The organism is Nonomuraea turcica (assembly GCF_030718205.1).
Classification (GTDB): Bacteria; Actinomycetota; Actinomycetes; order Streptosporangiales; family Streptosporangiaceae; genus Nonomuraea.
Genome location: NZ_JAUZQF010000024.1, coordinates 122571 through 144779 on the forward strand (window position 1 = coordinate 122571; position 22209 = coordinate 144779).

Sequence of the window (22209 nt, forward strand, 5' to 3'; positions counted from 1 at the left end):
CCGCACAGGTACGGGATCGCCTAACTAGTGTCCTGAGTCAGGATTCGCGCCAAAACTCAGGATCGCTGGGTTACTTCGTCGGCGGCACCTTGCCGGTCGCCGTACTTCTCGGCGAGTCCGCGGTAGCGCCAGATGGCGGCGGCGGAGAGCCAGGAGGCCGCGAAGACGGCGACGACGACGTAGCCGAGCAGTTCGAATTGGTCGGCCAGGGAGGCGTAGGCGGTGAGGAGTCCCCCGGCTCCGGTGGCGTCGGCGACGAGCCCCGCGACGTAGACACTGGCGATGAACGCGGCGACGGCCACGGTCATGCCGGTCATGGCGATGTTGTAGTAGAGCCTGCGGGCGGGGCTGCGGTACGCCCACGAGTACAGGCGTGTCATCAGCATGCTATCGGCGGTGTCGAAGGCACTCATTCCCGCGGCGAAGAGCAGCGGGAGGGAGAGGACAGCGAGGGTGGGCAGGCCGGACCCGTGGACGGCGGCGCTGGCGGACAGGGTGAGCAGGGTGATCTCACTGGCGGTCTCCAGACCGAGGCCGAAGAGGATGCCAACCGGGTACATGTGCCATGAGGAACGGATCAGCGCGCGGGCGCGGCGGCCGAGGAGGCGGTTCATGAGGCCCCGGTTGAGCAGGTGCCGCTCGAGCTCCTCCTGGTGCAGCCGGCCCTGCGCCATACGCCGCCACAGGCCGACAATGCCGGTCAGCACCATGAGGTTGAGCACGGCGACGAGCAGCAGGAACAGTACGGCCACGATCTGCGAGACCAGGCCGCCGACATGGCGGAAGGAGCCGATGCCCGAGCCTGCGTGGCCCGCGGCGAGCGCGACGACGAAGGCGAGGGCGAGGACCACGGTGGAGTGGCCCATGGCGAAGAAGAAGCCCACGCCGACGGGTCTGCGTCCGCGTTGCATCATCAGCCTGGTGGTGTCGTCGATGGCGGCGATGTGGTCGGCGTCGAAGGCGTGCCGCATCCCGAGTGTGTAGGCAAGGGTTCCGGCTCCGGCGAAGGCCCCGGCGCCGGCCGGGCCGCTGGCGTAGAAGAGGTACAGGCTCCATCCGATGACGTGCAGGGCGGCGATGACGCCGACGATGCCCGTAATGCGCAGCCGTTCGGCGCGGGTCCATCGGCCGGGGGTGATGGTCGTTGTGGTCACGCATACATCCTTGGCAGGGGCACCGCGCGGTGCCGTCGTCAGCATCGAGAGGGGGCGGGCCGCACCCGCTGGTGGGGGAGCCACTCGCGGGTGCGGCGGCCCTGGCGGACGGGCCGGAGCGGACGTCCTGGTGATCCGGGTCTTGGAACGGGTTACGCCCCGGGCAGGGCACCCATCTCGTTCTCTCCAACCAGACCGTGATCGACCAGTACGTGTTCGAGCGCCGCGAGCCAGTGCTCGTAGTACTGCCAGCTGCCCTGCTCGGCCGTGGGGGCGGACTCCCATGCGCCGATGGCGGCGATGAGCCGCTGCTGGAATGCGTCCCAGGGGTAGTGGCCGAACTCCGACAGGGCGACGGCGACGCCGAACGCCCGGCGCTGCCAGTCGGCGTCGAAGGTGGGCGCGTTCATGTCGGTGACGCAGGTTTCGTGCAGGGGTGCGGTGGTGGCGGTGGCCTCCATGGGATTCCCTTTCTCTGGTGTCCGGGAGCGGCTCAGGCGGCGGGTGAAGGAACCTCGGCGATGCCGATCATCGATTCGGTGGTGACCAGGGCGGAGAGTTCCTCCTCGGTCATGCCGTCGGTTCCGGCGGGCCGCTGCGGAACGACGAACCAGCGAGAATGACCGCTGCTGTCCCACACCCGCAGTTCGACGGACGGGTCGAGGTCCAGGCCGATCTCCTTGAGCACCACACGAGGCTCCCGGGCCGCGCGGGCGCGGAAGGTCGGGTCCTTGTACCAGTACGGCGGAAGACCGAGCACGGGCCAGGGGAAGCAGGAGCACAGGGTGCAGATGACCAGGTTGTGCACGCCGGAGGTGTTGGCCACGGCCTGCAGGTGCTCGCCTTCGGCGCCGTCCATGCCGACGGGCAGGTCGAGCTCCGCGACGGCGGCCGGCGTGTCCTTGACGAGCCGTTCGGCGAACTCCGGGTCGGTCCAGGCACGGGCGACGATCTTGGCTCCGTTGAGCGGCGTCATGTCGGTCTCGAAGTAGCCGAGCACCTTGTCGACGGTCGCGCCGGTGATCACGCCCTTCTCGATGAGCAGGGCCTCCAGCGCCCGGACGCGGGCGGCGCTGCGGGCTTCGCGGTCTTCGGGGTAACCGAACTGTACGGTCACTGCTGTTCCTCCGTGGCGGGGGTGAGGTAGGCCTGGTAGAGCTCGCCGTAGAGCACGGCGCCGGGTTCGGCGAGCTCTCCCCAGATGTCGGTGGGTTCGAAGCGGACGGCGTAGACCGGCATGGGCTCTCCGATGCCATCGGGGCCGGTGGAGCAGAAGTAGCCGTAGTTGCCCTCGAAGACGCGCTCCACGGTGCCGGTACGGCCGCGCAGATTGCCCGGCAGCCGGGTGTGTTCGGTGGGCGGCACGTCCTTGACGGTCACCCGGTCGCCGACGGTGAAGGCCGGGGACCCAGCCGGACCCTGGCGGGGGGAGTCGCCCTCGCGCAGGTAGCGGATGACCTGGTCGTCGATGCGTTCGTCTCCGCCCTCGGGCAGTGCGAGTCCCAGATCCTGGAGGTACTCCGCGGCCTTCGCCTCCAGCTCCTCCGCGGTGATGTAGCCCTGGGAGACGAAGAACCCGCTGATGCCGCCGAGCCACTTCTCGTAGTAGCGGTACTGGAAGTAGGCGAAGGGGTGCATCGCCTCGGCGCCCTTGCGCAGGTCCGCCCAGGTCCAGACGGAGGAGAAGGCAGTGGGCACGTCCTCGATCGGGTACTGGGGCACGGCGTCGCAGAGGTGGGCGCTCAGGCCCATCATCGCGACGTGGATGCCGAAGATGCGCTGCTCCCAGTCCTCGACGAAGACACGGGGTTCGTAGTCGACGGGGCCGAGGTTTTCCAGGCCTCCCAGGTGGTGCTGTAGTTTCATGACTGTCCTTCCGGGGTCGGCTCGGCGGCCGGGCGTGCGGTCATCGCGGCTCCCCACCACTCCGAGGCGATGCCGAACACCGCGCCGAGGACCATGGACAACGCCGCGACGAGCGCCGGGTTGCTGATGGATGCGGTGGTGATGCCGTGGCCGGTGGCGGCCACCGTGCCCACCGTGGAGGCGAAGCCCCACACGATGGCCGGAATCTTCGAGAGCAGGGGGAGCTTCGACGCCTGCACCATGGCGGCGCTGCCGACACCCACGGCGACGACGGCGATGGCGGTGCCGCCGCCCAGCGCGTGAATGACCAGCAGTGTCAGCGAGGCGATGACGATGCCGGTCAGGTTCGAGGCGATCGACCTCACCATGCCGCCGGTGCCGGCTCCGAGGATGAAGAAGGAGGCCCAGGCGATGAAGATGACCCAGACCGGAACGGTCAGGACGGTTGCGGTCATCAGCGTGGCGACTCCTCCGAGTACGCCGATGCTGATCGACAAAGCATCTAGCTGGCGCATGATCAAACACTCCTCTGACGCCGAGTTCTGACGGCTCGGCGGAATTCGTGCCCGAACACGGGCAGGCAACAATTGGCCCGCTGGGGTGCGGAAGAGAATTGGGTGTGCTGACGAGAAAGGCTCGCTAAAGGCCTGATCGGCGGTTTCGAATCCGGTAGTCCGAACACTTCGATCCGGACGCGGATTTTCGCGCTTCTTCGGCTCCTATCGCCGTGTGAGTCCCGGTAGGAAACCTCGACGGCAGATGCCTTCGGCGCCGATCATGTCGGCCCTGAAGTGGTAAGACACCAATAGGTTCCAGCTACATTGTTTCATGCGAGTTAAAGATGATTGAACAAGCGATTTCCGGCATTGACCTCCGTTGTCTTGTGACATAAGGGCAGGAAAAGCCGCCCAAGCCTGCCGGTGAGGCTATGGGCGGCTGCGATATGAGCACTGGACCGATCAGGTCTTCATGCGGTTAATATTTCTCCCCATAGGGTCGCCGGAAGTGCGGCGCTTTTACTGACAGCTCGAAGCGATCGGTACCATCTATTCCAGGAACTCGGATCCCGGATTCCCCGGGCGGATTACGGCTTCCACGTTCCCTCCTGGAAGGACAGGAGCCAAGGGCTGCAACCGACACACGAGCCACGATTTCGGACACGAGGGGTAGCCCCGCTCTCCCCCGAGAGGAGGCCCGGAACCATGAACCGGAGCATCGAGGCCGCAGACAGCGGCACCGAACGGACGATGGTCTTCGTGCTGTACGACAAGGTGACACTGCAGGACGTGGCCGCGCCGCTGGAGATCTTCGCCCGGGCCAACGACTTCGGGGCCCGCTACCGGGTGCTGCTGGTCTCGCCCACGGGGCAGCCGGTCGGGACGACTGCGTTCACCCGGCTGAGCGCGGACATTCCAGTGGCCGACGCCCCCGACTCCATCGACACCCTCCTGGTGCCGGGAGGTGTGCCGGCCGACTTCACCTTCGCCCCGGGCACGCACGACATACCGGAGGAGCTGACCCCGGATACGGTCCCCGAGGCGCTGGCGGCGGTCCGTGAACTGGCGCCCCGGGCGTCGCGGATCGCCTCCGTCTGCACGGGCGCCTTCGTGCTGGCCGCCCTCGGGATGCTGGACGGACGCCGAGCGACGACCCACTGGGCACACTGCGCGCGGCTCGCCCTGGAGTACCCCCGCGTCATGGTGGATCCGGACGCCCTCTTCGTCCAGGACGGCCGCTTCGTCACCGGCGCCGGGATCAGCGCGGGCACCGACCTGGCCCTGGCCATCGTCGAGGACGATTACGGCACCGACGTCGCCCGCAGGGTCGCCCGGTGGATGGTCGTCTTCCTCCAACGTCCTGGCGGCCAGGCGCAGTTCAGCGTCTGGTCCAAGGCGGGCGTCCCCACCACGCGCGGCCTGCGCCAGGTCCTGGACGCTGTGGTCCTCGAACCCGCCGCGGACCACTCGACTGCCGCGATGGCCGCCCGCGCCGCGGTGAGCGAGCGCCACCTGGCGCGGATGTTCCGTGACGAGGTGGGCATGACACCGGCCCGCTACGTGGAGCAGACCCGGCTGGAGGCGGCCAAGCTTCTCCTGGTGACCGGCGACGAAAGCCAGGAGTCCGTCGCACGGCGTGCCGGCTTCGGCTCCCCGGAGACGATGAGACGGATCTTCCGCCGGAACCTCGGAGTCTCGCCGGGCAGCTACCGCATCCGGTTCCGTACCACCGGCATCGACCCCCGGGACCCGGAGCCCAGTCGGCATGACTGAGCCGGCGCTCACGGTGCAAGAGCTGGTTCGGGGTGGTGGTGCTGGTGCTCGTGCAGATCCTGGCCAGCCCTTCGGCCGAGAAACGGGAGCTACATCTGTCCACTTTGTGCACCGAGTCACATGCGGGCGCAGCCGGCGGTGGTCCGTGGCCGCGAGGACACCCTCCTGGACGCGGTCCATGATCTGTCCCTGCGACGTATCTTCGGCCCAGCCGGCATGCGCTCCTGGCCACCGAGCTGCCGCAGAGTGACAAGCAGGCGGAGGAGGAATGGGAAGCCCGCCGCCGACGAGTTCACCCGCCGGCTGCGTACACGGTTCTCGGAGTGGGAGGCGGAACGTCTCACCATGGTCCAGGAACTAGCCGAGACCGGGCCACCCACCCGCCCGAGACCACCAGACCGACCTGCTCCACAAGATCCCCATGTTGCAGACGCGAATCGCTGAGCTGCCAGAAGATCTCCAACGCAAGCTCTTTGGGGTCTTCCACCTGGAGATCCGTTACAAGCGTGGGAGTCGCGCTGATCAGGGTCACGCTTGACCACGACACCATAGAAGGCGGTGTGCACCGGGGCGGCTGGGCGCGGCTCCTGGACCGCCCGGACATCGGACAGCAAGAGCGCGAGGCCGTCCACGGGCAGCACCACGGCCGCGTGCCCCTGCGCCCGCCACCGCCCGGGGGCGTCAGGGACGAACGGCTGGTGCTGGTAGAAGCCCGTGAGTTGACCTGCACCTCGCCCTGAAGGGACGAGGATTCCCGTACCGCCTTCGGCGGCAACCCGCGGCTTTGGACGCCATGGGTCATGGAACGGGGTGCTTGACGCTTCACAGACCGGGCAACCCCGAAGTCTCCACGTCCTGAGACGACCAGCCCGGCCGCCTTGTTCCATAAAAGCGATCTCCCGTGTGGCTTGATTATCGCTCACTCGTTCGATAATCAGCGATGATGGACCCGGCCACGTCACTACTGCAAGTGATTTCGTCAAGGTTCTGGGGTCCGCGCTGTGCGCTCCGGTCTGCCCCGCCTTCGGCGGGCCATCCCCTGGCGGGGACGCATTCATCCACGGCCTGAAGGCCGATGGCTTTCTGCGGCTCTTGGTAATAGACGTCGGCGTAATGGTCCTGCGCCGATCCGCCTCTCGACCAGGCCACGACCCCTTGGAACCCGGCTCGCGCGGCCAGGCGCCGCATCGCGATTTGCCGCTGCTCGTACTCTTCGCCACCGACCCCCAGCACACTGGATCCTTGCCCAGCAGCGCGGCACCGTCACGCGGACCAGCCCCCTAGCGGCCCTGACCTAGCCGTTGCGATCACGGCTCGCGAAGTGGCTCGCCTGCGCGGGGACGTGCGGGTCCGCGATCCACGTGCAGCCGCTGTCCGGGCTTCCGGAGAAGGCGATGACCGCGTCCAAGCGGTCACGCGTACGGGTCAACGCGGCAATCTGGGTGTCGATGCGATCGCGCTCGGCGGCCAGCCGGGCACGCGACTCCGGAGTGCTGACCTTGGCCTCGACGCAGGGCAGCAGCTCGGCGATGGTCCGGCTGGACAGCCCGGCCGCGTAAAGCATCTGGATCAGCTGAACCCGGTCGACCGCCGACTCGGGATAGTGGCGCTGCCCGGAGTCGCTCCGGTTCGCCTCCAGCAGTCCTTGCTCCTCGTAGTAGCGCAAGGCCCGCACGCTGACGCCCGACCGCGCCGCCAATTCGCCGATACGCACCGTGACCTCCATCACAAGACTTGCCTCTGACGTCAACGTCAGGTTTTAGCCTATCCGCATGCAGATCAACGGAGCTCACGTGCTGGTCACCGGCGCCAATCGCGGCCTGGGCCGGCAGTTTGTCCTTTCCCTTCTCGATCGCGGTGCCGGCAGGGTGTATGCCACCGCCCGCCGCCCCGACCTCATCGACGTGCCCGGGGTCGTCCCGCTGCGCCTCGACATCACCGATCCGGCATCGATCGCCGCCGCCGCGGCAGCGGCACCCGACGTCAAGATTGTGATCAACAATGCGGGAATCTCGACCGGGGCGAACCTGGTCACCGGGGACCTGGACACGATTCGTCGCGAGATGGACACCCACTTCTATGGCACCCTCAACGTGATCCGCGCCTTTGCGCCCCAGTTGGACGACGGCGCGATTCTCAACGTGCTGTCGGCGATCTCGTGGCTCGCCTACGACGGCGCCGGCGCCTACCACGCGGCCAAGGCCGCCGAGTGGGCGCTCACCAACAACGTACGCTTGGAGCTGGCCCACCAGCGCACTCTGGTGACGGGCCTGCACCTGGGCGCTGCGGACACCGACATGATGGCCTGGTACGACGGCGACAAGACCGCCCCCGAGGTGATCGTCGCGGCGGCCCTGGACGGCATCGAGGCGCACCAGCCCGAAGTGCTCGCCGACGCTTGGAGCCGCCAGGTGAAGGCATGGCTGGCGGAGGACCCGAGCGTCATCTACCGGGAAGCGGCGGCCGCCCTCACCGCCTGACCTGCTGATCCTGAAAAGTCACGGCACCCGCGGCCGTGACTTCAGGCCGCAGTTTCGCCAGTTGCAGCTCGCCATGGATCAGGGCCTTGACACGCTGCTCTGAACGACACGCTGCTCTGAACGACACGCTGCTCTGAACCACTCCGGCTTTGTTGGAGGCCTAGGTGTGCCCTGACGAGCTCCGCGAGCGCGCGCCCCCTGGGCCGCTGCTCCGAGCCGGTCGTCCGGTGCGGAGCAGCGACCTCACCGGTGAGCTCGGCGCGACACCGCAGTTAACAGATTCCCGCACCGGGATCGCGCCGCGACCACCGTTCCCTCCCGCACCGGTTCGGGCGGTTCAACGGGCCGCTCAGGAGAGGCGCCGTACGGAGTCGGTGACCTTGCCGTCCTTCATCTCGGCGGTGGAACTCATTCACGCTTTGACGCGATCTTCCGCGCACGAGTTCTCCCTGCCGCGGGATTCTCCTGCTCCCCTTTCCTGACGACATGTTCCTCATCCAGCGGCTCCTGACCAAGGCGGGGCCTGTGGATTGTCTGCCGGCCCTGGCATTCTCGGTGCATGGAGACCGTGTATACGGCCGTGGGCGGCAGCAAGGGCCTGCTCCGCCTTGCCGAAGCGTGGCATGCTCGCGTGATGGCGGACGAGGTGGTCGGTCATGCCTTCAGCCAGGGCTTCCACCCTCAGCACACCGAGCGGCTGGCCGCGTACTGGGCCGAGGCACTTGGTGGACCGACCCTCTACTCCGATGAGTACGGCGACGAGACGTCCGTCGTGCGCATGCACAGCGGCAACGGCCCGCACGAGGAGATGGATCGCCGCGCGATCGCCTGCTTCGACCATGCTCTCGAGGACGTGGGGCTGACCACGCGGGAGCCGCTCCGGCAGGTGTTGCACGACTACTTCGCCTGGGCCACCGCCACGGCCATGGCCCGCTATCCGGAGTCCGCGGACGACGTACCGAAGGGCCTGAGCATCCCCCGGTGGTCATGGGACGGCCTGCAACGCTGAGTCGCCTGCTTTCTCACACCGGATCGGGGTACATCCGCCGGTTCGGCCGGGAGACCGACCGTCGCGGCGTTTCCTCACGGGCCCGCACTTACGCAAGGCCGCGACTCACCGCCGTCGCCGGCGCGTCGGCACCTGTGGAGTCTGGTCCTGTTCCGGTGCCTCGGGGTGTTCGACGCGGGTGGGGTTGCCGCGTACGAGCTCGTCATGGATGCGCCGGCGAGCGGCGGTGACGGCGCGCTCCGCCACCTCGTCGCCGTGCTCGATGCGCTCTCGCAGCAGCCGCAGGGCGATGCGGCGGTTGAGGCTGAACTGGCGCTCGGTGTCGACCACGACGACGATCCCGGTGGGCCGATGGGTCGCCCGTACCGCCGTGCTGGCCTTGTTGCGATGCTGACCGCCGGGGCCGCCGGTGCGGCAGCCGACGATGTCGACGTCCGCTTCCGTGAACGTCGTGCGCGGGATGTCGACCTGGCACGGCTGGGCGATGACGTACCAGTTCTTTCGGCCGGTGCCGGCCCGGTAGGGGCTGGGGGCCTGCCAGCACAGGGTTCCGGTCCACGAGGCGGCGAACGCCTCGGCGGCGTCTCCTGCGATTCGGATAAGGACCGATCGGTAGGTGCCGGGCCGGTCACCGGAACAGTGTGGGCCCGGTGGGTCTCCAGGTCCTGCTGGGTGGCGTCGGCTTCCAGGCGGTGCAGCAGCCGGGCCAGGGCCCAGGCGCACTCCTGCGGGCCGCGCCCGGCGGACAGGAGCAGGTGGACGCTCACGACCGCCCCCGCTTACGGCGATGCTCCCGGTGGTCTCTCTGATCAGCCGTCTTGTACGTGACCAGCGGGATCGTGGTGGCCACGGGTGTGGCCAGGTCATGGTGGACGAGGTCGTCGACCACCTGCTCGATGCGCTTGTACGCCGACGGCGCCTCCTCGAACAGCAACTGCCGGTCGCCGCACACCACCAGTGACCCCATGGGCGTGCGGCGCAGCTCTTCAACCGTGTGCTTGGCCTTCCCCCGGCGCAGCGCGTCCGCACGGGACATCTTGCGGCCCGCACCGTGGGCCACGGAATGGTTGGCGTCCGGCCCGGCGTGGCCTGCCACGAGATAGGACGGGGTGCCTCGCGTACCGGCGATGAGCACGTCACGGCCGTCACCCGGCGCCGCCCCCTTGCGGTGCAGGTAGATGCCGTCGCGGACCTCGACCAGGTTGTGGCACTGGTCGACGATCGGCTCGGTGGGCTCGGCCCCCAGGGCATGGGCGACCCGGGCGGCCAGCAGCCGCCGGTTGAGCGACCCCCAACGTACGGCGTCGTCATGCATCGCCAGGTAGGCATCGGGATCAGGGGCGGGGGCCGCGCCGTGGACCTCGGTGTGGGCTCGCAGGATCCGCTCGCCCAGCCCTCGGGAACCGCTGTGGACGATGAGCACCAGGTCGCCAGTGGCGAGTCCGAGCCGGTTCGCGTGCTCCGGCTCGAAGACGCTCCCGATCCGCGCCAGCTCGACGAAGTGGTTGCCCCGGCCGACCGTCCCGAGCCCTTCGACGTGACTTGCGGGGATGTCGCCTTTCACCACGGTCCAGGCGGGATCGTCGGCATCCTGCTCAGGGTCGAGCGCGCGATCGAGGTCGGGGAACCGGGCGGCGAGCTTCTCGGGGATGGCGCGCTTGAGTTTGATGGGGAACACGGCGATACCGCAACCGATGTCGGAGCCCACCAGGAACGGGTAGAGGACGGTCGACGCCATGGCGGCGCCGATGGGGGCGCCCTTGCCGGGGTGCAGGTCCGGCATGGCGGCGACGTGCATCATGCCGTCAAGGGCGGCCACCTGACGGCACTGCGCGACGGCATCGGACTCGATCCAGCTCGTGGGGGAGGCGAACACGGTGACCGTGGCCGCAGCGGCCGGAGGCAGGGAGTGTTGCTGAGACAAAGACGCTCTCTTCGCTGAACAGGGTGTGGGCATGCGGCATCACGGCGGCGAGTGAGCGCCGTGGCATCTCGAAATAGCGGTGCTGTCCGTCAGAGCCTCATGGACACCACATTCCCCGAGCCCGCCACGCGAGGCAAACGATTTTCGGCCGGACCCCGATCGCAGAGCCGAACCTCGACCGCGTGAATGGGCCGTCCCGTCAGGATCGTGCGCACGCCGTCGTGTCACAGGGGTTCGAAGCGGACCCCTGTGACACGAGGCTGACATCCCATCAGGCGGCGTCGAGGGCTGCGGTGATCTTGCGGGCCATCTCGGCCACGGTGGGGCTGGGCTCGCTCTGGCCGTGGCCGGCGGCCTCGATGGCGACGAGAACGGCGCGGCGGAAGTTGTCGGCCTCGGCGGCGTCCAGCTGCTCGAGCAGGGTCATGGATGCGGTCAGGGCGGGCAGCACCTGGTCGGCGAGGGCGGCGGTGGTCTTGCTGCTGTACAGGCCCTTGGGCGCCTTGGTGAGCACGTGCCCGACGACGCCGGTGGCGGAGGTCAGGGCGATGGAGGCCTGGGTGGCGGCCTTGTGCGGGGAGCCGGCGGCGCCGGCGGCGGTGATCAGGGAGACGGCGCCCCAGGCGGCGGTGCGGAGGGTGTGCTGGTCCTGCTCGGAGAGGGTGATGGCCATGATGGTGTGCTCCTTGGGAGAGGTGGGGTCTTGCTGGTGCCCGGTGGCCCCGGCCTCGTGGCCGTGACCGCCGCGCCGTTCATGGCCTTTACGATCGCCGACCCCTCTGATAGCGGGCCGTCGCCGTGCTGACGCGGCCGCTGACACGGCACGCATGGCCTGGCGCTGGAACCCGCCGTGCTGACGTCAGACCTGGCCGGCTCGTCCCGGCCGGCCCCTCCAACGGTGAGCATCGAAGCAATCCCCGAAGAGGCTTAGGGCGCACAATCTGGGACGTTGTCCCGCAAACCCAGACGGCTCTCGTAGACGGCCACCTTGTGGGTGATCAGCTTGAGGCACTCGTTGAGTTCATGCATCTGGGCGAGCACCCGTTCGCGATGTTCGCGCAACACCTCCAGCCGTTCCACCTCGTTGCCTTGGCCCGCCCTGACGAGCTCGGTGTAGCGCCGGATATCGGTCAGGGGCATGCCGGAGGCCCGCAGCCGGATGCACACGCCCAGCCAGTCGACGTCACCCTCGCTGTAGACCCGGTGCCCTGCGGTTCCCCGCCGTACCGGCTGGGCCAGCAGCCCCTCCCGCTCGTAGAACCGGAGTGTGTGCACGCTGAGCCCGGTGCGCTCGGCGACCTGACCGATGCTCAAACCCAACATGTGGCCCAGTTTGACCTAGAGTCGGCTCTAGATTCTACGGTTCCGAAGTATGAGATATCGCATCCTCGGCGGCACTGGTATCGAGGTCAGCACCCACTGCCTCGGCACCATGATGTTCGGCTCGGCCGGCAACCCCGACCACGATGACAGCATCCGCATCATCCACACCGCCCTCGACCACGGGATCAACTTCGTCGACACCGCCGACATGTACTCGGCGGGCGAATCCGAGGAGATTGTGGGCAAGGCGCTGCAGGGCCGGCGGGACGAGGTGGTGCTGGCGACGAAGGTGCACTTCCAGATGGGGGAGGGGCCCAACCGCAGCGGCAACTCGCGGCGTTGGATCATGCGCGAGGTCGAGGCGAGTCTCAAGCGGCTGCGCACCGACTGGATCGACCTCTACCAGATCCACCGCCCCGACCACCGGACCGACATCGAGGAGACCCTCTCCGCACTGACCGATCTGGTACGGCAGGGCAAAATCCGGGCCTTCGGCAGCTCGGCCTTCCCGGCGCACGAGACGGTCGAGGCCTACCACGTGGCCCGGCAGCGAGGCTTGTACCGGTTCCGCACCGAGCAGCCGCCGTACAACATCCTGGCCCGCGGCATCGAGGGCGACGTCCTTCCCACGGCGCAGCGGCTCGGCATGGGCGTGCTCACCTACAGCCCGCTGGGCTGGGGGTTCCTGACCGGCCGTTACCGCAAGGGGCAGCAGGTCGACATGTCGCGGGGCCGCGCCGCGCGCGCGCCAGAACGGTTCGACCCGTCCATCCCGGTCAACGCAGCCAAGCTGGAGATCGTCGAGGAACTGGTGAAACTGGCGGACGAGCTCGGCTGCACCCTGCCGGCGCTGGCCATCGCCTTCGTCGCGTCACATCCGGCGGTCACCTCGGTCATCCTCGGCCCGCGCACGATGGAGCAGCTGGATGGCTTGCTGAAGGGCGCCTCGCTGGTGCTCGACGACACCGTGCTCGACCGGATCGACGAACTCGTGCCGCCCGGCACCAACGTCTACCACCCTGTCGGCCTCTGGAGCCCCGCACCCCTGACCGACCCCGCATTGCGCCGCCGCCCGCTCGGCGACCGCGCCGCGAGCTGACCCAGAATGAAATATTGGCGGAGGTGACCATCTGCAAACGGGCAGGTGACTTTGTCGGACATCACGATCTTCGGCACTGCGGGCCTGCTGCTGGCCGTCCAGCCCTGCGCTGAGCGTGTCAGTCGCTGCGAGCACCGGGGCGGAGGCGGCGTCGAACAAGTCGAGGGCCACGTTCTCCAGACCCGATCTCATCGCCGCCCACCAGACTCGCCGGGATGCTCAAGCAACCCTGGAACCCTTAAGCAGATCAAGCCCTGGAATTCCTTACATGACCCCTGGACGATACGACACCAGGTGTGGTTTGTTATCTCGCGCGTCATGCGATGACGAAGAGGGATCAATCAGACGGCGGAGGGGTCATGGGGAGGCCCGAACGCCCGCTCGACCCAGCGGCCGGCCCGGTCCAGGCCTTCGCCTGGCACCTACGGCTGTTGCGCGACCGGACCGGCCGGATGAGCTACCGTCGGCTGGCACGGCTGGCCCACTACTCCGCCAGCACGCTCTCCAGCGCTGCCAAAGGCGAGCGGCTGCCCTCCCTGGAGGTGACCCTCGCCTACGTCCGCGCCCTCGGCGGAGACGAGGAGGAGTGGCGGGCGCGCTGGCGGGCGGCGGCCGACACGCCGGACCACCAGGACCGGGAGCCGCCCTGCCCGTACCAGGGGTTGATGACCTTCCAGCCGGAGCATGGCGACCGGTTCTTCGGCCGTGACCGCCTGCTCGAACGCCTCCGCGAGCTGGCCGACCGACAGCCAGTGATCACCGTCTTCGGCGCCTCGGGGAGCGGCAAGTCGTCGCTGCTGCGGGCAGGGCTGATGGGCGCGCTGAGCGGGGACCCCCGCTGGCGGACCATGCTCACCACCCCCACCGCGCACCCCCTGGACGCGCTGGCCGGCCAGGTGGCGAAGATGTCCGGCCTGGACGTGCACCGGCTCCGCGAGGAACTCGCCGACGATCCCGCCACCCTGGACATCGCCGTGCGAGGCGCGCTCCCGGACGATAGCCGCGCGCTGCTGGTTGTGGACCAGTTCGAGGAGGTGTTCACACTCTGCGCCGACGACGGCGAACGACGCGCCTTCGTGGCCGCCCTGCTCGACCTCGCGCTCGGCCCCGAGCGGCGCACCGGGGTCGTGCTCGGGGTGCGGGCCGACTTCATCGGCCACCTGGATCCCCGCCTGGTGGCCCTCACGGCGGACGCCCAGCTCGTGGTCGGGCCGCCCGTCACCGGCGAAATGCGGGAGATCGTGCTGCTGCCCGCCGCCCGAGCCGGGCTCACCGTGGATCCGGACCTGCTCGCCACCGTGCTGGCCGACACCGAAGCCGAGCCGGGCGCGCTGCCGCTGCTCTCCCACGCTTTACAGGAAACCTGGCGGAACCGGACCAGCGAGCGGCTGACGCTCGCCGCCTACCAGGCGACCGGAGGGGTCAGGGGCGCCATCGCCCAGAGCGCGGAACGCGTGTACGGCGAGTTCGACGCCGCGTATCGGCAGCCGGCCCGCCGGATCTTCCTCCGGCTCACTGCCCTCGGCGAGGGCACCGAGGACACTCGCCGCCCGATCGCCCGCGCCGAACTGGTCGGAATCGGCGACCCCCAGGCCGTCGCCGACGTGCTGGCCCGGCTGGCCGATGCCCGCCTGGTTGTGCTCGGCGAGGAGTCGGTGGAGGTGGCCCACGAGGCGCTGATCCGGGCCTGGCCCCGGTTGCACCGCTGGCTCACCGACGACCGCGCCAACCTGCTCACCCACCGGCGGCTCACCGACGCCGCGTACCGCTGGCAGGACCTGCGCCGCGACCCTGGCGCGCTCTACCGGGGCGCGCAGCTGGCCGCGGCCGCGGCCTTGGCGGCCGACCACCCGGCCGAGCTGAACCAGCTGGAGTCGGCCTTCCTGCAGGCCAGCCGTGGTCTGGAACGGCGCAGGACGCGCCTGCTCGCCCGCGCGGTAGCGGTGCTGGCGGTGCTGCTGCTGGCCGCCGTGGCGGCAGGGGGCGTGGCGTTGCGGCAGGGCGGGGAGGCCGAGCGCCAGCGGAACGTGGCCGTCTCGCACCAAGTGTCGTTGCAGGCCCGCGAACTGCTGGGCACCGACCCCGACCTGGCGGGACTGCTGGCCATCGTCGCGTACGGCCTGACCCCGGACGCCGAGACCACGGGCGGCCTGATCAGCGCCGCGTCCGCCGCCCGCCGCCGGATCGAGCTGAACACCGGCGGTGCCTCGATCTTCGAGACGGCCCCGGACCCGCGCGGCGGGCTACTGGCCACGGGCGGTGCCGACGGCCTGGTCAAGGTGTGGGATCCGGCCGGACGCGCGGTGGTCAGGACCTTCACCGAACATGTGGACCCCGCCGACCCCATGCTGGTCCGCCGGGTCGCCTACACCGGCGACGGCCGGGTGCTGGCCTCGCTGGGCCGGCGGCCGGGGCGACCGCCGAGCGTGGGCTTGGTGGTGGCGCGGGATCCGGACACCGGACGGGAGGTTTTCCGACGGGCCGCCGACGAGGTCACGGACGCGATGGCGATCAGCCAGGACGGGACGCTGCTGGCGTTCGGGACCGGCCGTGGCCGGATCGAGGTGTGGAACCTGCGCGACGGCACCCACCGGGTGCTCCACGGCCATCGAACCGTCGTCATCGACCTGACCTTCAGCCACGACGGGGCACTGCTGGTCTCCACCTCGGGACGGCAGGACGGGCCGATGGTCTGGGAGACAGCCACCGGGCGGCGGCGCCCCGCCGTCCCCGCAGCCTTCGTCCACCGGGTGGCCTTCGGGTCCGGACGTCTGCTTGTCACCGCCGCCGAACGGCTGGGCGTGCGCTTCTGGGACCTCGATGGGGAGCGGCCGGTCGAAGTGAGTGCACTGCCGAAGCTGACGCCGTACGCGTGGGACATCTCGGCGCCGGTGGGGGACCGGATCGCGCTGGCTGACGAGAACGGCTTGATCACCATCTGGGACTACCGGCGGAATGAGCTGATCGAGACCTACCAGGACCGGACCAGGGCCGAGACGCTGACGGTGGCACTCAGCCCGGATGGCCGCCGCCTGGTCTCGTCCGGGTTCGGCGGGACGATCGTGGTGCGGGAGCCGGTGCTGCCGCCGTTCGGCGGGCACAGTGCGGCGGTCAACGCGGTCGAGATCAGCCCGGACGGCTCGGTCATCGCCTCCGCCGGCAGCGACGGCACCGTGCGGCTGTGGGACGGCGCGGGCAACCCGCTCCGGCGGCTGGACGGTCTCACCGACCACGCCGAGGCCGTCGCCTTCAGCCCGGGCGGGACGAGCCTGGCGGTGGTGACCCGCGACCACCAGGTGGTCCTCTGGGATCCGGCCCGGGGCAAGAAGATCAACACAATCCGTTATGACGGGCTGGGGGCCTCCACGGACCTGGCCTACCATCCGCGCGGCTCGGAGCTGGTGGCCGCCGCGCTCGGACTATTCCGGTGGACGGCCCGCTCCGAAGGCCGTCTCGACCCCGCCCCGTTCCCGCCGCCCGCCGTCTTCGCGACCGGGGTGAGCTACGCGCCGGACGGGCGTCTGCTCGCCGCGACCGGCGCCTCGGGCGTGCTTACCGTCTGGGATCTGGGGGCGAACGTGCCACGCTACCGGACGGGCACCGGGCAGGGCGCGATACTGGACGTCGCCTTCAGCCCGTCGGGAACGGTCATCGCGACCGCTGGCGCCGACCATACGGTGAAACTGCTGGATTCGGCGACAGGTGAGGAGATCGCCGGCCTGGTCGGCCACACCGGGACGGTCGAGGTGGTCGCGTTCAGCCGGGACGGCCGGTGGTTGGCCTCGGCCGGGTCCGACCGCACGGTCATCGTGTGGGATCTGGCCTCCCGGGTGCCCATGGCGGTGCTCAGCGGGCACAGGGCGCCGGTGCACGCCCTGGCGTTCACGGCCGACGGAGACCTCCTCTCCGGGGGGAACGACAACCGGATCATCCGGTGGACACTCAATCCGGACCGGGCCGCGGCGCGGATCTGCCGCGAGGTCGGTCGCGGGCTCGGCCGGGCGGAGTGGGCGGCCTACCTGCCCGTGACGCCGTACCGGCCGATCTGCGGTTGACCGGAATTGATTGATTAACCCCGCCAGCTCCAGCGAACAACTCGCTCACCTCGGAGAATCCCCACGATCGGGAGATTTATCGGGAAAGGGCGGTATTGGATGCGGTTGGGAATCCTCGGTCCCCTGGCGTTGACCGTCAAAGGGGAGCCGGTTCAGCTCAGCTCGACCAAACAGCGCATACTGCTCTCAACCCTGGCCGCTCACGCTGGACGGAACGTGTCCGTCCAGCGCCTTATGGAGTCGCTGTGGGAGTCGCCCCCAGCGTCGGCGGCCGAGAACCTGCGGACGTACCTCTACCATCTGCGCCGCGCGCTGGGCGACCTCGATCGCATCGCCCGCGACCCCGGGGGATTCCGGCTGGTCGTCCGGCCGGGCGAGGTGGATGCGGAAACCTTCGAGGAGTTCGCCCGCGAGGGGGATCGCGCCCTGGCCGACGGGCGGCCGGCGCGGGCGAGCGAGGCGTACGCGAAAGGGCTGGCGCTGTGGCGTGGCCCGGCCTTCGGCGATCTCGCGGATCTGCCGCTCGTGCGGCGGAGTGTGCTGCGGTTGACTGAGGCCCGGTTACGGGTGGTCGAGCAGCGGATCACCGCGGACCTGGCCCTGGGCCGCCACACCGGCCTCATCGCCGAGCTCACCGCTCTGGTCGTCGACCATCCGTTGCGAGAGCGGCTGCGCGCTCACCTGATGCTCGCACTCCACCGGTCCGGCCGCCGGGCCGACGCCCTGAGGGTCTACCGGGAAGGGCGTCAGATACTGGTACGTGAACTGGGTATGGAGCCGGGACCCGAACTCAGGAGAGTGCACGAGGCGATCCTCCGTGAGGACGTCGCCCTGGGCCGGCAGTCGGCCACCGTCCGGTTGAGCCGGCCCGATCGCCCGTTGCCGGCGCAGCTTCCGGCCGACATCGCCGTGTTCGTGGGCAGGCAGCACGAACTCGCCGAGCTGGATCTTCTGACGCAGGACCTGAGGGTTCCGGTGCTGGTCGGGCTTACCGGTCTGGCCGGTGTCGGGAAGACCGCGCTGGCGCTCCGCTGGGCCCATTCCGCCGGCCACCGGTTCCCCGACGGGAAGCTCTTCGTCGATCTGCGGGGGTACGGCGAGGACCTGCGGCCGCTCTCGCCCGGACAGGCTCTGGATCGTTTCCTGCGCGCCCTGGGCGTACGCCGGGTTCCCGACGATCCCGATGAGCGGGCCGCCCTGCTCAGGAGCGTCCTGTCCGGGCGGCGCGTGCTCATCGTGCTGGACAACGCGCGCGAGGCCGCCCAGGTCCGGCCGCTGCTGCCGGGATCGCCGGGCAGCGTCGTGCTCGTGACCGGCAGGAACCGACTCGACGGGCTGGCCGCTGGCGACGGCGCTCACCTGGTCCGGCTGACCGGTCTGAACTCCCGCGACTCGCTGGCCCTGCTGGCCGCGCACAGCGGGCCGGACGCCGATTCCCCGACGCTGGAGCGGCTGGCCACCCTGTGCGGCGGTCTTCCGCTGGCGCTGCGGACCACCGCGGCGCGGCTGTCCGCCGACGTGCACCTCAGCGCGCGGGAGTTGGCGGACCGGCTCGCCGTGGACGGCCGTCGGCTGGACGAGCTCAGCCACGGCGACGTGCGGGTGCGCACCGGCTTCGCGGTCACCTACGCCACCCTGACCGCCCCTGCGGCGGCGCTGTTCCACGGGCTCGGCCTGCTGGCGGTGCCCGACTTCCCGGCTGGCCTGGGCGCGGCGCTGCTGGGCATCGACGCGGAGTCCGCGACCACGCTGCTGCGGGAACTGGTCGACGCCCACCTTCTCGAAGTCGCCGGCAAGGACGACACGGGCACCACCCGCTACCGGTTTCACGATCTCGTCCGCCTGTACGCCCGCGAACGCGCCGTCGCCGACGGCAACGCGGCCCAGGACGGCGGTACCGCCTTTGCACGTGATCAAGAAGTGGCCCCAGTGGGTGGTCCTGGGCCACTTCTCCCGCACCGAAGGACGCCTAGTTGCGGATCGTTCCCGTGTGGCCGAGGCACCCGTTTATCTTGAGGTAGGACCGGCCGTAGAGCCCAGGGATCGTCGCCGTGACGACCTTGCCCAGAGGCACCACGCCCGATCCGACCAGAGCGCCGTTCCCGGTGTCGTACACCTTCCAGCCGCCGGCGCAGATGTGGATCGAGATCACGGCATGCCTGCCGCGCTGTTCGCCACCAAGGTTTCGACGGTCAGGTACAAGTGCCGTATATCGGTCGTACAGGCATGACATCCACGGATATGCGGAGATATAACGCCCCTCTTGTGACAGTTGCGCGGTGCGGCTACTGCCGCCGTTCGTTCGAACACGGAGTCACCGATGGCGTATCTGTTGCAGTTGAGGTTGCCGGCTCGTGTCGGCGTAGTGCTGGGGTTGCTTCTCGCCGGATTGGCTGCGGCTCCGCCGGCCAGTGAAGCCGCCGGACCACAGGAGGAACCGCCGTGCGCGGTCGTGGCGACCGGTGCGGAAGCGGCCCGGTGCGGTACCACGGTCGAGGACCTGTCTCAGCGGACGGAGCGGGGACAGGTCTTCGCCAATCCGGACGGGACGCTGACCTCGGTCCAGGCGATCACACCGCAACGGGTGAGGACGGGCGGCGGATGGCGGGCGGTCGACACCTCCCTCCACTTCGACGCCGACGGAAGCGTGGTCCCGGGCGCGACCACCGCGGACGTGCGGTTCTCCGGAGGAGGTTCCGCGCCGTTGGTGACGCTCGGCGAGCGGGGCACCCGGGTGCGCCTGGCAGCGCCCTGGCGACTTCCCGCGCCGGTCCTGAGCGGCGACACCGCCACCTACCCGGAGGTGCTGCCGGGGGTGGATCTCCAGGTACGCGCCGAGCCCGACGGGTTCTCGCAGCTGCTGGTGGTCAAGAACGCCCGGGCGGCGGCGGATCCCGCGCTGACCCGGCTCCGGTTCGGGATCGACGCGGAAGGAGGCGCGGTCCGCAAGCGGGGCGGCGTGCTGGAGGTGGTGGACACAGCGGGCAAGCCGCTGTTCCAGTCCGGTTCCGCCCTGATGTGGGACTCCGGCTCGGCGTCGACCGGCGAGATGACCGGTGCGGACGCCGTACGGCACCGCGTCGAGAAGATGGCGGCGACGGTAACCGAGACCGAGCTCACGGTCACCCCGGTGGCCGACATGCTGCGGGGCGAGGACACGAAGTTCCCTTTGTACATCGATCCCACCTTCAGCAAGCCATCTCCGGCCAACTGGACGCACGTGACGAGCTGCGACAAGAGCGGGTCGTACTACACCCAGTACCGGTCGGGCATGCGCGTCGGGCGCAAGTGGAACGAGAGCTGCATCTGGCGGACATTCATGCAGTTCGACATCGGCCAACTGAACGGCGCGAAGATCCTCGGCGCGTCCCTGAAGGTGACCGCCGACCACGTGGCCGCCTGCGGCGGCTACAAGACGCAGCTGTGGCAGACCAGGTACATCGGCAACTTCTCCTCCTACACCTGGAACACGGCCGCCGACGACTATCTCGCGCATATTGACACCAAGCAGTTCGCGGCCAACGAGAGCAGCTGTCCCGATCCCGACCAGCAGCAGATCTTCGACGAGGCCGGCACGGTCCTGGACGCCAAGCTCCAGTCGCTGGCGACCGCCAACACCGACACCGTCACGCTCGGCCTGAAATCGAGCAACGAGTCCGACCACTACGGCTGGTCGTACTTCCTCCCCAACAGCGTGGCGCTGGCCGTGACCTACAACCACACGCCGACCGCGCCCACCGCGCTGCAGATCACTGGCGACTGCGGTTCCTCCTGCGCCACATCCGGTGCGCAGGTCCGGTCCGGGAAGCCGACGTTGCAGGCGATCCCCGACGACCCCAACGGGGGCACCCTCAGCAGGGTCGAGTTCGAGGTGTACGACCAGGCGGGCCGTACGGTCCAGAAGGCGTTGTCGGGCGGTGCGGTGAGCAATAGGGCGGTCGACCAGGCAGCGTCCTGGCAGGTGTCGGCGGACCTTCCCGAGGGCGGCTACTCATGGCGGGTGCGCGGCTGCGACGCCTACCTCTGCGGCGCCTACTCCGCCTGGTTCGACTTCACGGTGGACAAGTCCCCGCCGACCGGCCTGACGGTGTCCTCGACCGCGTACCCGCCCAAATCTTCGGGCGTGTGGAGCGGCGGGGTCGGTCAGGCAGGGGCGTTCACCGCCGCCGCGGCCGGCGCCTCGAAGGTCGAGCTCACCCTCAACGGCGTGAACAAGGGCTGGTTCGACGCGCCCGGCGGCACCTGGACCGGCTCCCTGACGCCCGACCGGGAGGGGCCCAACGTGCTGAGCGTGCGGGCGGCCGATCCGGCGGGGAACACGGCCGCGAGCGCGGCCACCTACGAGTTCCTGGTCCGGCCGGCCACCACGAAGACCTGGGTGTGGGGCTTCGACGAGAGCGGCGGAACCACGGCGGCCTCGGTTCCCGGCGACCGCCCGCTCACCGTCGCCGGGACGGCGGCCCGTACGGCGGGACGCGCCGGCACCAGCGCGGTCGCGCTGAACGGGAGCACCGCGTGGACCACGATCACTCCGGTGCTCGACACGAGAAACTCCTTCACCGTGACCGCCTGGGTGAAGCTGATGGACACCGTGGTGTCCGGCCCCGTCACCGCCGTGTCGGCCGACGGCCCCGATGGCTCGGGGTTCCTCCTGCAGTACCGCGCCGACCTGGACCAGGACGGTGACGCGGCGCCCGACCCCGCCTGGTGCTTCACGATGATGGCCGCCGGCGGCACGGAGAGCAGGGCCTGCTCGACCGAGTCCGTCGGCGCCGGCTGGGTGCATCTGGCCGGGGTCCACGACCAGGCGGGCGGCCGGATCCGCCTCTACGTGAACGGCGACAACTTCGACGGCACCGACGTGGCGTCGTTTGCCGGCGGCTGGTCGGCGAACGACGGTTGGGCGGTCGGCAGGGCGAAGCAGTCGGGCGTCCCGGCGCAGTTCTGGCCGGGGGCGGTCGACCGCGTGGCCGCCTACCAGCGGGCTCTCACCCAGGGCGAGATCTCCTTCGACGGATCACAGGCGTAG

The 22209-nt window shown here is 69.6% G+C and carries 18 protein-coding genes; 8 read left to right on the forward strand and 10 right to left on the reverse strand.

What is annotated here, in order from left to right:
- Positions 1-56: 56 nt before the first annotated feature.
- The 5 genes from Q9G87_RS45865 to Q9G87_RS45885 all read right to left on the reverse strand — a co-directional run bounded on the left by Q9G87_RS45865 (position 57) and on the right by Q9G87_RS45885 (position 3535).
- Positions 57-1154: a HoxN/HupN/NixA family nickel/cobalt transporter gene (locus Q9G87_RS45865; RefSeq protein ID WP_305922944.1), complete on the reverse strand. Its 1098-nt coding sequence runs from the start codon at positions 1152-1154 to the stop codon at positions 57-59.
- A 152-nt stretch (positions 1155-1306) separates the two neighbouring features.
- On the reverse strand, positions 1307-1615 hold the full coding sequence (locus Q9G87_RS45870; RefSeq protein ID WP_305922945.1) for a nitrile hydratase accessory protein: 309 nt from the start codon (positions 1613-1615) through the stop codon (positions 1307-1309).
- Positions 1616-1647: 32 nt separating this feature from the next.
- Positions 1648-2271: a nitrile hydratase subunit alpha gene (gene nthA / locus Q9G87_RS45875; RefSeq protein ID WP_305922946.1), complete on the reverse strand. Its 624-nt coding sequence runs from the start codon at positions 2269-2271 to the stop codon at positions 1648-1650.
- Positions 2268-3020, reverse strand: a complete 753-nt coding sequence (nthB, locus tag Q9G87_RS45880; protein WP_305922947.1) for a nitrile hydratase subunit beta — start codon at positions 3018-3020, stop codon at positions 2268-2270. Before nthB ends, nthA begins: the two co-directional genes overlap by 4 nt.
- The gene (locus tag Q9G87_RS45885; RefSeq protein WP_305922948.1) at positions 3017-3535 is read right to left on the reverse strand and encodes a DUF1097 domain-containing protein; all 519 of its coding nucleotides are present in this window, start codon (positions 3533-3535) and stop codon (positions 3017-3019) included. Before Q9G87_RS45885 ends, nthB begins: the two co-directional genes overlap by 4 nt.
- Positions 3536-4222: 687 nt before the next feature.
- On the opposite strand from Q9G87_RS45885, the gene Q9G87_RS45890 reads away from it, so the two are divergent.
- Positions 4223-5290: a GlxA family transcriptional regulator gene (locus Q9G87_RS45890; RefSeq protein WP_305922949.1), complete on the forward strand. Its 1068-nt coding sequence runs from the start codon at positions 4223-4225 to the stop codon at positions 5288-5290.
- Between the two features lie 506 nt (positions 5291-5796).
- On the forward strand, positions 5797-6030 hold the full coding sequence (locus Q9G87_RS45895; protein WP_305922950.1) for a hypothetical protein: 234 nt from the start codon (positions 5797-5799) through the stop codon (positions 6028-6030).
- Positions 6031-6584: 554 nt separating this feature from the next.
- Here the strand turns inward: Q9G87_RS45895 and Q9G87_RS45900 are convergent.
- Complete coding sequence (locus Q9G87_RS45900) at positions 6585-7004, reverse strand: MerR family transcriptional regulator (RefSeq protein WP_305922951.1); 420 nt, start codon at positions 7002-7004, stop codon at positions 6585-6587.
- 58 nt (positions 7005-7062) lie between these two features.
- Between Q9G87_RS45900 and Q9G87_RS45905 the strand changes: the two genes are divergently transcribed.
- Positions 7063-7770: an SDR family oxidoreductase gene (locus Q9G87_RS45905; RefSeq protein ID WP_305922952.1), complete on the forward strand. Its 708-nt coding sequence runs from the start codon at positions 7063-7065 to the stop codon at positions 7768-7770.
- A 559-nt stretch (positions 7771-8329) separates the two neighbouring features.
- Complete coding sequence (locus Q9G87_RS45910; protein WP_305922953.1) at positions 8330-8779, forward strand: group II truncated hemoglobin; 450 nt, start codon at positions 8330-8332, stop codon at positions 8777-8779.
- A 105-nt stretch (positions 8780-8884) separates the two neighbouring features.
- Here the strand turns inward: Q9G87_RS45910 and Q9G87_RS45915 are convergent, their stop codons facing one another.
- From Q9G87_RS45915 to Q9G87_RS45930, 4 genes are all read right to left on the reverse strand, one after another.
- Positions 8885-9502: a peptide chain release factor-like protein gene (locus Q9G87_RS45915; RefSeq protein WP_305922954.1), complete on the reverse strand. Its 618-nt coding sequence runs from the start codon at positions 9500-9502 to the stop codon at positions 8885-8887.
- A gap of 40 nt (positions 9503-9542) precedes the next feature.
- Positions 9543-10703: an RNA ligase RtcB family protein gene (locus Q9G87_RS45920; protein WP_305922955.1), complete on the reverse strand. Its 1161-nt coding sequence runs from the start codon at positions 10701-10703 to the stop codon at positions 9543-9545.
- Positions 10704-10974: 271 nt separating this feature from the next.
- Positions 10975-11376, reverse strand: coding sequence for a hypothetical protein (locus tag Q9G87_RS45925; protein ID WP_305922956.1), 402 nt, complete (start codon positions 11374-11376; stop codon positions 10975-10977).
- Positions 11377-11630: 254 nt separating this feature from the next.
- On the reverse strand, positions 11631-12026 hold the full coding sequence (locus tag Q9G87_RS45930) for a MerR family transcriptional regulator (protein WP_305922957.1): 396 nt from the start codon (positions 12024-12026) through the stop codon (positions 11631-11633).
- A 49-nt stretch (positions 12027-12075) separates the two neighbouring features.
- Between Q9G87_RS45930 and Q9G87_RS45935 the strand changes: the two genes are divergently transcribed.
- The 4 genes from Q9G87_RS45935 (at position 12076) to Q9G87_RS45950 (ending at position 22209) form a co-directional block, all read left to right on the forward strand.
- The gene (locus Q9G87_RS45935) at positions 12076-13125 is read left to right on the forward strand and encodes an aldo/keto reductase (RefSeq protein ID WP_305922958.1); all 1050 of its coding nucleotides are present in this window, start codon (positions 12076-12078) and stop codon (positions 13123-13125) included.
- Between the two features lie 359 nt (positions 13126-13484).
- Positions 13485-17180 carry an nSTAND1 domain-containing NTPase gene (locus tag Q9G87_RS45940; protein WP_305922959.1) on the forward strand — a complete coding sequence of 1232 codons (3696 nt, stop codon included), beginning with the start codon at positions 13485-13487 and terminating at the stop codon, positions 17178-17180.
- Positions 17181-17279: 99 nt separating this feature from the next.
- A complete protein-coding gene (locus Q9G87_RS45945) occupies positions 17280-19196 on the forward strand; it encodes an AfsR/SARP family transcriptional regulator (protein WP_305922960.1) in 1917 nt (638 codons plus the stop codon).
- A gap of 304 nt (positions 19197-19500) precedes the next feature.
- Entirely contained in the window at positions 19501-22209 is a 2709-nt protein-coding gene (locus tag Q9G87_RS45950; protein ID WP_305922961.1) for a LamG domain-containing protein, read from the forward strand.